General features: G+C 70.7%; 4 protein-coding genes and 1 pseudogene. All 5 read right to left on the bottom strand.

Going from position 1 to position 7,554, the window contains the following annotated elements; translation table 11 throughout:
• Positions 1-201 (bottom strand): annotated as a pseudogene (locus tag G3I40_RS29030) (prenyltransferase); the annotation flags it as partial.
• Complete coding sequence (locus G3I40_RS29025; RefSeq protein WP_164305487.1) at positions 198-1,346, bottom strand: inositol-3-phosphate synthase; 1,149 nt, start codon at positions 1,344-1,346, stop codon at positions 198-200. The gene G3I40_RS29025 and the pseudogene G3I40_RS29030, both read right to left, overlap by 4 nt.
• 160 nt (positions 1,347-1,506) lie before the next feature.
• On the bottom strand, positions 1,507-5,226 hold the full coding sequence (locus tag G3I40_RS29020; protein WP_164305485.1) for a ThuA domain-containing protein: 3,720 nt from the start codon (positions 5,224-5,226) through the stop codon (positions 1,507-1,509).
• Between the two features lie 278 nt (positions 5,227-5,504).
• On the bottom strand, positions 5,505-6,503 hold the full coding sequence (locus G3I40_RS29015; RefSeq protein ID WP_164305483.1) for a sugar phosphate isomerase/epimerase family protein: 999 nt from the start codon (positions 6,501-6,503) through the stop codon (positions 5,505-5,507).
• Positions 6,504-6,517: 14 nt separating this feature from the next.
• Positions 6,518-7,554, bottom strand: a 1,037-nt coding sequence (locus tag G3I40_RS29010; protein ID WP_164305481.1) for a Gfo/Idh/MocA family oxidoreductase, incomplete at its 5' end; no start/stop codon positions are given.

Below are 7,554 nucleotides of genomic sequence, written 5' to 3'. Positions count from 1 at the left end.
GGCGTCCTCGGCGCGGTCCGCCCAGTCGTTGAGGGCCATGCCCGCCTCGTACAGGCACAGGGAGGAGCCGATGGCCAGGAGCGTGCCGGGGCCGGGGCGGGCGCCCCGCGCGGCCGCGCCCGCGAGGGCGTCGCCGGGGACGGTGAACAAGGCGGGCAGGCGCAGGAGTTCGGCCCAGGCGTGCCCTCGAGCGCCGCTCATCGGGGGTCCTTCAGTTGCTGGGCGAAGTCCACCAGCGCGTGGAACTGTTCGCCGAGCGCCGCGGACGTGTCGCCGTCCGGGTCCTTGAAGTAGAAGGCCAGCTCGGGCCGGGGGCCGGTGAGTCCGGTCTCGGCGGCGCGCAGCAGCAGCCGGGCCAGGTCCAGAACCAGGGGTGCGGCGAGCGCCGAGTCGCAGCCCTGCCAGGTCGTCTGGAGGACCATGCGCGCACCGAGGAAGCCGTCGAACGCGATGTGGTCCCAGGCGGTCTTCCAGTCGCCGAGTGCGGGCACGTCGTCGATGTGGACCTCGCCCTGAGGGGCGGCGCCGAGGGTGTCGGCGAGGACGCGTTCCTTGCCGGCGTTCTTCGCGGCGGCCGCGGCGGGGTCGGCGAGGGCGGCGCCGTCGCCGCCGCCGAGCAGGTTGGTGCCGGACCAGGCGCGGACGGCGAGGGCGCGCTGCAGGAACATCGGGCCGAGCACGGAGCGCAGCAGGGTCTGCCCGGTCTTGCCGTCGCGGCCCGCGTACGGGACGTCGGCGGTGGCGGCGGCGTCGGCCAGGGCCGAGTGGTGGAGACCGCTGGAGGGGGTGAAGTTGACGTAGGGGCAGCCGGCGCGCAGGGCCGCGGCCGCGTACAGGGAGCTGGGCGGGAGGTGTCCGTCGGCCGGGACGGGTTCGGTGGAGGCGACGTTCACGACGACGGCGCCGGCCAGGCCCCGGCCGCGTACGAAGTCACGGATGTCGGTGGCGAAGGTCTCGATCAGTTCGTCCTGCGTGCGGCCGTCGTCGCGACCCGGCAGGGGGCCGCCCGGCCTGATCTCCTGGTCGGCGGCGGCCAGTTCGGCGGCCACGGCGGACGGCAGGCCGTGCGGCAGGACACCGCCGGCGGCGAGGTGTTCGGCGCGTTTGGGCAGCGGGCAGTCGACGGTGTCGTGGCCGCCGAAGACGAGAGAAGACAACGTTGGCAGACCGACGTCGGTGAAGGGGGCGGTCTCGGTGACCATGCCGGTCGGCGGGTGCAGGCCCGCGGCGACGGCGGCGCAGCCCGCGATCGCGGTCGTGGCGACGGAGCCGCGGGCTCCGACGAGCCAGACGCCGAAGCGGGGGGTGGCGGGGGAAGGGGTGGGGAGGGACGGTTCGGCGGACATGGGCAGCCTCCTTGTCGAACACGAACCGGGGGGATCACGAACCGGGGTCGTACGCGCGCCCGGGGTCTTGCGCGCGCGTACCTCGTGCGGTGCCGGAGTGGGTCGGGCGAGACGGCGGGCGGAGGTCCGGCGTCCTCCGCCCGCCGCCGAACGGTGTGCCCTAGCTGGGCAGTTCCTTGAGCTGGATGTTGCGGTAGGAGACCTGGTCGTCGGCGCCGTGGTTCTGGATGCCGATGTAGCCGTCGGTCAGGCTCCGCTCGCGGTCCTTGTTGGTGAAGTCGTTGATCTTGACTCCGTTGAGGAACACCTGGAGGCGTTCGCCCTGGACCTTGATCTCGTAGGAGTTCCACTGGCCCGGCGGGCGCAGGACCTGGTCACGGGCCTTGATGTTCGCCGCCTTGAACGTGTAGATCGACCCGGTGGTGCGGTCGGTCGCGTCCGTGGCGTCGATCTGGACCTCGTAGCCCTTGTCCACCGCGGACCAGGGGTCGTCGGAGGCCGGGAAGCCCACGAAGACACCGGAGTTGTCGTCGCCCTGCATCTTCCAGTCGAGCTTCAGGGAGTACGACTTCAGCTCCTTGGCCTGGTACCACAGCAGGCCCATGCCGCCCTCGGACTCCAGGGCGCCGTCCTTGACGTTGAACTTTCCGGGGCCGGCCTGCTTCCAGCCGTCCAGGGACTGGCCGTTGAAGATCGTCCGGTAGTCCTTGTTGGGCTTGCAGTCCGCCTTGGTCTGGCCCGTGGCGTACTTCAGGCCGCCGAGCAGGTGGGTGCGGAAGGCCTCGTCCGCGTAGGACTCCTTGGTGTGACCGAGGCCGGTGTAGAAGGAGCGGCCGCCGCCGTAGGACTGGCACCAGGCGATCGGGTGGTCGCCCTTCATGGTGCCGCCCTCGTACGTCGTCTCGTCGAGCGAGGCGAGGACGTGGACGCCGGCGCGCGGGTTGGTCCGGTAGTTGTAGAGCTCGTCGGTCTTGTCCCAGGCGTCGCCGAGGTGGGCGGTGGCCGGGTTGGTCTTGTCCTCGACGCGCACGGTGGCCTTCTGGACGGCCGGGTGCGAGTCGAAGTACGCGCCGACGAGGCCGCCGTAGTAGGACCAGTCGTACTCGGTGTCGGCCGCCGCGTGGACGCCCATGTAACCGCCGCCCTTGGCGATGTACTCCTCGAACGCCTTCTGCTGCGTGTCGTTGAGGACGTCGCCCGTGGTCGACAGGAACACGACCGCGTCGTAGCGGGCCAGGTTGTTGGTGGTGAACTGGTCGGCGGACTCGGTGGCGTCGACGGTGATGTCGCTGCCCGCGCCGAGCTCCTTCAGGGCCGCGATGCCCTCGGGGATCGCGTCGTGGCGGAAGCCGGCCGTCTTGGAGAAGACGAGGACCCGCTTGGCACCCTTCACGGGGGCGTCGTTGCTGATCTCGAAGTCGTCGAGGTCGTAGAGCGCGCCGTCACCGCCCTTGAAGACGAGGTAGAGGTCGGTGGTCTTCTTCGGGACGTTCTTCAGTGCGACGTCGACGTTCTGGAAGGTCTCCCAGCCGCCGGTGACGGGGACCGGGGCGGAGCCCAGCAGGGTGCCGGTCGCCGATCCGGCGCGCACCTCCAGGAAGCCGCCGGCGCCGCCGGAGGAGAACCGGGCGGTGAGCTTCTTGGCTCCGGTGAGGTTGTACGGGGTGAAGGAGATCCAGTCGCCGTCGTTGATGTCCCCGACGGTCTTGCCGCCCTCGGCCTCGGTCTTGTTCTGCAGCGTGGTGCCCTGCTGCGTGGTGTAGTGCTCGGCCTGGCGGTGGCGCGGCTGCAGCTGGACCTGGTCATGGCTGGTGAGCGCGGCCTGCCCGCCCCCGCCGCCGTCGGTGTACTCGGCGTCGAGCACGCCGTAGATGTTGGCGTTCGGATCGTGCTCGGCGTCGGCCGGAGCGGTGATGGTGCCTTCGCAGCCGGTGGCCGAGGTGATCGCGTGGGCGTGGTTGTCGTGGCCCAGCAGGTAGCGCACGGTGACCTTGGAGCAGTCGATCGTGCCGTCCTCGGGGTCACTGACCGCGACCTTGAAGGGGATGGTGTCCCCGAACTTGAACAGCGTTCCGTTCGCCGGGGTCTGGAGCTTCACCGTCGGTGCGGTGTTGCCGACCACGATGTGCACGCTGGCGGTGCCGGTGCGGCCCGTGCCGTCGTCGCCGGTGACGGTCACGACGTAGGTGCCGTCCTTGCGGTACGTGTGGCTCGGGGTGGCGCCGGTGCCCTTGGTGCCGTCGCCGAAGTCCCAGCTGTACGTGATGGGGTCGTCGTCGGCGTCGGTGCCGGTCGCGGTGAACTTGGTGCTCAGGGGCGACTGGCCGGAGGTCTTGGTGGCCTTGGCCTCGACGATCGGCGAGTGGCCGCCGGTGGCGTTCTCGATGCGGTAGAGCGCCGAGTTCTCGTCGCCGCCGAACCAGCCGAGCCCGTAGTCGAGGACGTAGAGCGCGCCGTCGGGGCCGAAGGCACTGTCCATGACCTGGGTGCCCGACCACGGGAAGTCGTTGATCTTCGAGACGTTCCCGGAGCCGTCCTGCTCGATCCGCTTGATCCACTGCCGGCCGAACTCGGTGGCGAAGAAGTCACCGTCGTACTCCTCGGGGAACTTCACCGGGGAGTCCAGGTTCGCGTCGTAGTGGTAGACGGGACCGGCCATCGGCGACTCGGAGCCGGTGCCGAACTCGGGCACGGACGGGCCGTCGTAGGGGATCCAGGCGGGCTGGGCCGGCGGCAGGTCGGTGATGCCGGTGTTGTTCGGCGAGGTGTTCTTCGGCGCGTTGCAGTCGAAGGACGCGCCGGAGGTCTTGGTGGCGAAGTCGTAGTCGACGTAGGCGTCGTTGTTGCCGGTGCAGTACGGCCAGCCGAAGTTGCCCGCCTTGGTGATCTTGGCGAACTCGACCTGTCCGGCCGGTCCCCGCTTCGGGTCCGCGGCGCCCGCGTCGGGGCCGTAGTCACCGACGTAGACGGTGCCGGTCGGCTTGTCGACGCTGATGCGGAACGGGTTGCGGAAGCCCATCGCGTAGATCTCGGGGCGGGTCTTCTCGGTGCCCGGCGCGAAGAGGTTGCCCTCGGGGATGTCGTACGAGCCGTCGTCCTTGACCTTGATGCGCAGCACCTTGCCGCGCAGGTCGTTGGAGTTGCCCGCGCTGCGCTGCGCGTCGAAGGCCGGGTTGCGGCTGGCCTGTTCGTCGATCGGCGTGTAGCCGTCGGAGGCGAAGGGGTTGGAGTCGTCGCCGGTCGACAGGTACAGGTTGCCGTCGGCGTCGAAGTCGATGTCGCCGCCGACGTGGCAGCAGGTGCCGCGGGAGGTCTTGACCTCCAGGACCTTCTTCTCGCTGGCCTTGTCGAGCGTGCCGTCTTCCTTGAGCACGAAGCGGGACAGCCGGTTCACGCCGTCGAAGGGGGTGAAGTCGGCCGTCGTGCCGTTCTCCGGGGCGTCACCGGCCGGGGTGTCCAGCGGCGGCGCGTAGTACAGGTAGATGGCCCGGTTGTCCTTGAAGGCCGGGTCGATGCCGACGCCCTGGAGGCCTTCCTCGTCGTGGCTGTACACGTCGAGCTTGCCGGCGACGGTGGTGTTGCCGCCCGCGTCCGTCAGGCGGAGCGTGCCGTCGCGCGAGGTGTGCAGGACGCTGCGGTCCGGGAGGACGGCCAGCGACATGGGCTCGCCGGTCTCCTCGGCGCCCTTGGCGAGGGTGACCTGCTGGAAGTCCGCTGCGGCGGCGGGCTCGTCGGGATCCGGGTGCGCACTGGCCGTGCCCGGCACCGTCAGTGCCAGGGACGAGCCGACCAACAGGGAGCCGGTCAGCAGGGCGAGTGTGGTGCGCAGTCTGGAACGCCTGGTGGTGCCGGTGGTGCGCTTGCTTCTGCTTCTGTGCACGAAGTCCCTCCGGGAACGGGGTGGGCCGTACGGAATGGATGCGAAGACGTGCGGTGCGGGCGCCGGGGTGCGCCGTCACCCCGGAGGCGTATGTGACCTGAACACTTCAGCGACACTCCAGGGACCGTAGCCGCGTTTGTCCGGGCCGAACACCCCTTGCGTCACGACTAGTTGAGGCTTTTCCCCATCGCAGGACAAAGACGCGTCCGGGCAGGCCGGACCGGGGACCGGCACCTGGGGCCGGCCCCCGTCCTCGGCCCGTCGCGGCGGGCGGTCGCTCAGCTGTTGAACGCGGCGTCGAAGGACGCGGTCGGCGGCTCGAAGTCGAGCTTGCGCAGGTGGCTCAGCGCCTCGGGTGCGCCCTGCAGGCGGTCCATGCCGGCGTCCTCCCACTCCACCGAGATGGGGCCCGCGTACTCGATCGAGCGGAGCATGCGGAAGACGTCCTCCCAGGGCACGTCCCCGTGTCCCGCCGAGACGAAGTCCCAGCCGCGGCGCGGATCCCCCCAGGGCAGGTGGGAGCCGAGGCGCCCGTTGCGGCCGTCGAGGCGCTTGCGCGCCTCCTTGCAGTCGACGTGGTAGATGCGGTCGCGGAAGTCCCACAGGAACCCGACGGGGTCGAGGTCCTGCCACACGAAGTGGGACGGGTCGAAGTTCAGCCCGAACGCGGGGCGGTGGTCGACTGCCTCCAGGGCCTTGTGCGTGGTCCAGTAGTCGTACGCGATCTCGCTGGGGTGCACTTCGTGCGCGAAGCGCACGCCCTCCGCGTCGAAGACGTCGAGGATGGGGTTCCAGCGCGTGGCGAAGTCCTCGTAGCCGCGCTCGATCATCGCCTCCGGAGCGGGCGGGAACATGGCCACCAGGTGCCAGATGGACGAGCCCGTGAACCCGATGACGGTGTCCACACCGAAGGCGGCGGCCGCGCGGGCGGTGTCCTTGATCTCGGCGGCCGCCCGCTGCCGTACGCCTTCGCCCTCGCCGTCGCCCCAGATGCGGGCGGGCAGGATCGCCTCGTGGCGTTCGTCGATGATGGAGTCGCACACGGCCTGGCCGACCAGGTGGTTGGAGATCGCGACGCACTTGAGGCCGTACTTGTCGAGCAGGGCGTGGCGCGAGTCCAGATAGCCGGGGTCGGCGAGCGCCTTGTCGACCTCGAAGTGGTCTCCCCAGCAGGCGAGTTCCAGACCGTCGTAGCCGAAGTCGCGGGCGAGCCGACAGACTTCTTCGAGCGGCAGATCCGCCCATTGCCCGGTGAAGAGCGTGAACTGGCGTGGCACGGTGGGCAGCCTCCTCAGACCTGTACGGCGGTGTAGACGGAGTTCTTCGCCGCGCTCTCCTCGACGGCCGCGAGGACGCGCTGCACCTGCAGTCCCTCGGCGAACGAGGGGGACGGCGTGGCGCGTGCGGCGATGGCGTGCACCAGGTCGCGGGCCTGGTGGGTGAACGTGTGCTCGTAGCCGAGGCCGTGGCCCGGCGGCCACCAGGCCTCCAGGTAGGGGTGCTCGGGTTCGGTGACGAGGATGCGGCGGAAGCCCGCGCTGACACCGGGTTCCGTCTGGTCGTGGAAGAACAGTTCGTTCAGCCGCTCCAGGTCGAAGGCCAACGAGCCGCGTTCGCCGTTGAGTTCGATCCTCAGCGCGTTCTTGCGGCCCGTCGCGAAGCGGGTCGCCTCGAAGGAGGCCAGCGCCCCGGAGGCGAAGCGGCCGGTGAACAGGGCGGCGTCGTCGACGGTGACCTGGCCGAGGCCGCCGCCTCCGGTGGCGGCCAGACCCGACGAGGCCCCGTCCAGGAGCGGACGCTCCCGGACGAACGTCTCGGTCAGCGCGGAGACGCCCGCGACCGGCTCCCCCGCCAGGTACTGGGCGAGGTCGACGGCGTGCGCGCCCAGGTCGCCGAGCGCGCCCGAGCCGGCGTACGGCTTCTGCAGCCGCCACGTCAGCGGGAACGACGGGTCGACGAGCCAGTCCTGGAGGTAGCTGACGCGCACGTGGCGCAGGGTGCCGATGCGCCCCTCGACGATCATGCGGCGGGCCAGGGCCATGGCGGGCACGCGCCGGTAGTTGAAGCCCGTCATCGCCACCTGCCCGCGTTCCGCGGCCCGTTCGGCGACCTCGGTCATCGCCTCGGCCTCCTCGACCGAGTTCGCGAGGGGCTTCTCGCACAGCACGTGCTTGCCGGCCTCGAGCGCCGCGACGGCGATCTCGGCGTGGCTGTCGCCGGGCGTGCAGATGTCGACGAGGTCGACGTCGTCCCGGGCGATGAGCGCCCGCCAGTCGGTCTCGGCCGCGGCCCAGCCGAGCCGGTCGGCGGCGGCGCGCACGGCCCCCG

It is taken from the genome of Streptomyces sp. SID14478 (genome assembly GCF_010548525.1).
GTDB lineage: Bacteria > Actinomycetota > Actinomycetes > Streptomycetales > Streptomycetaceae > Streptomyces.
This window is presented reverse-complemented; position numbering and strand designations above follow the sequence as displayed.

Coding starts and splice junctions, on each gene's coding strand:
- G3I40_RS29025 (WP_164305487.1), bottom strand. CDS start 1,346: ATGTCCGCCGAACCGTCCCTCCCCACCCCTTCCCCCGCCACCCCCCGC.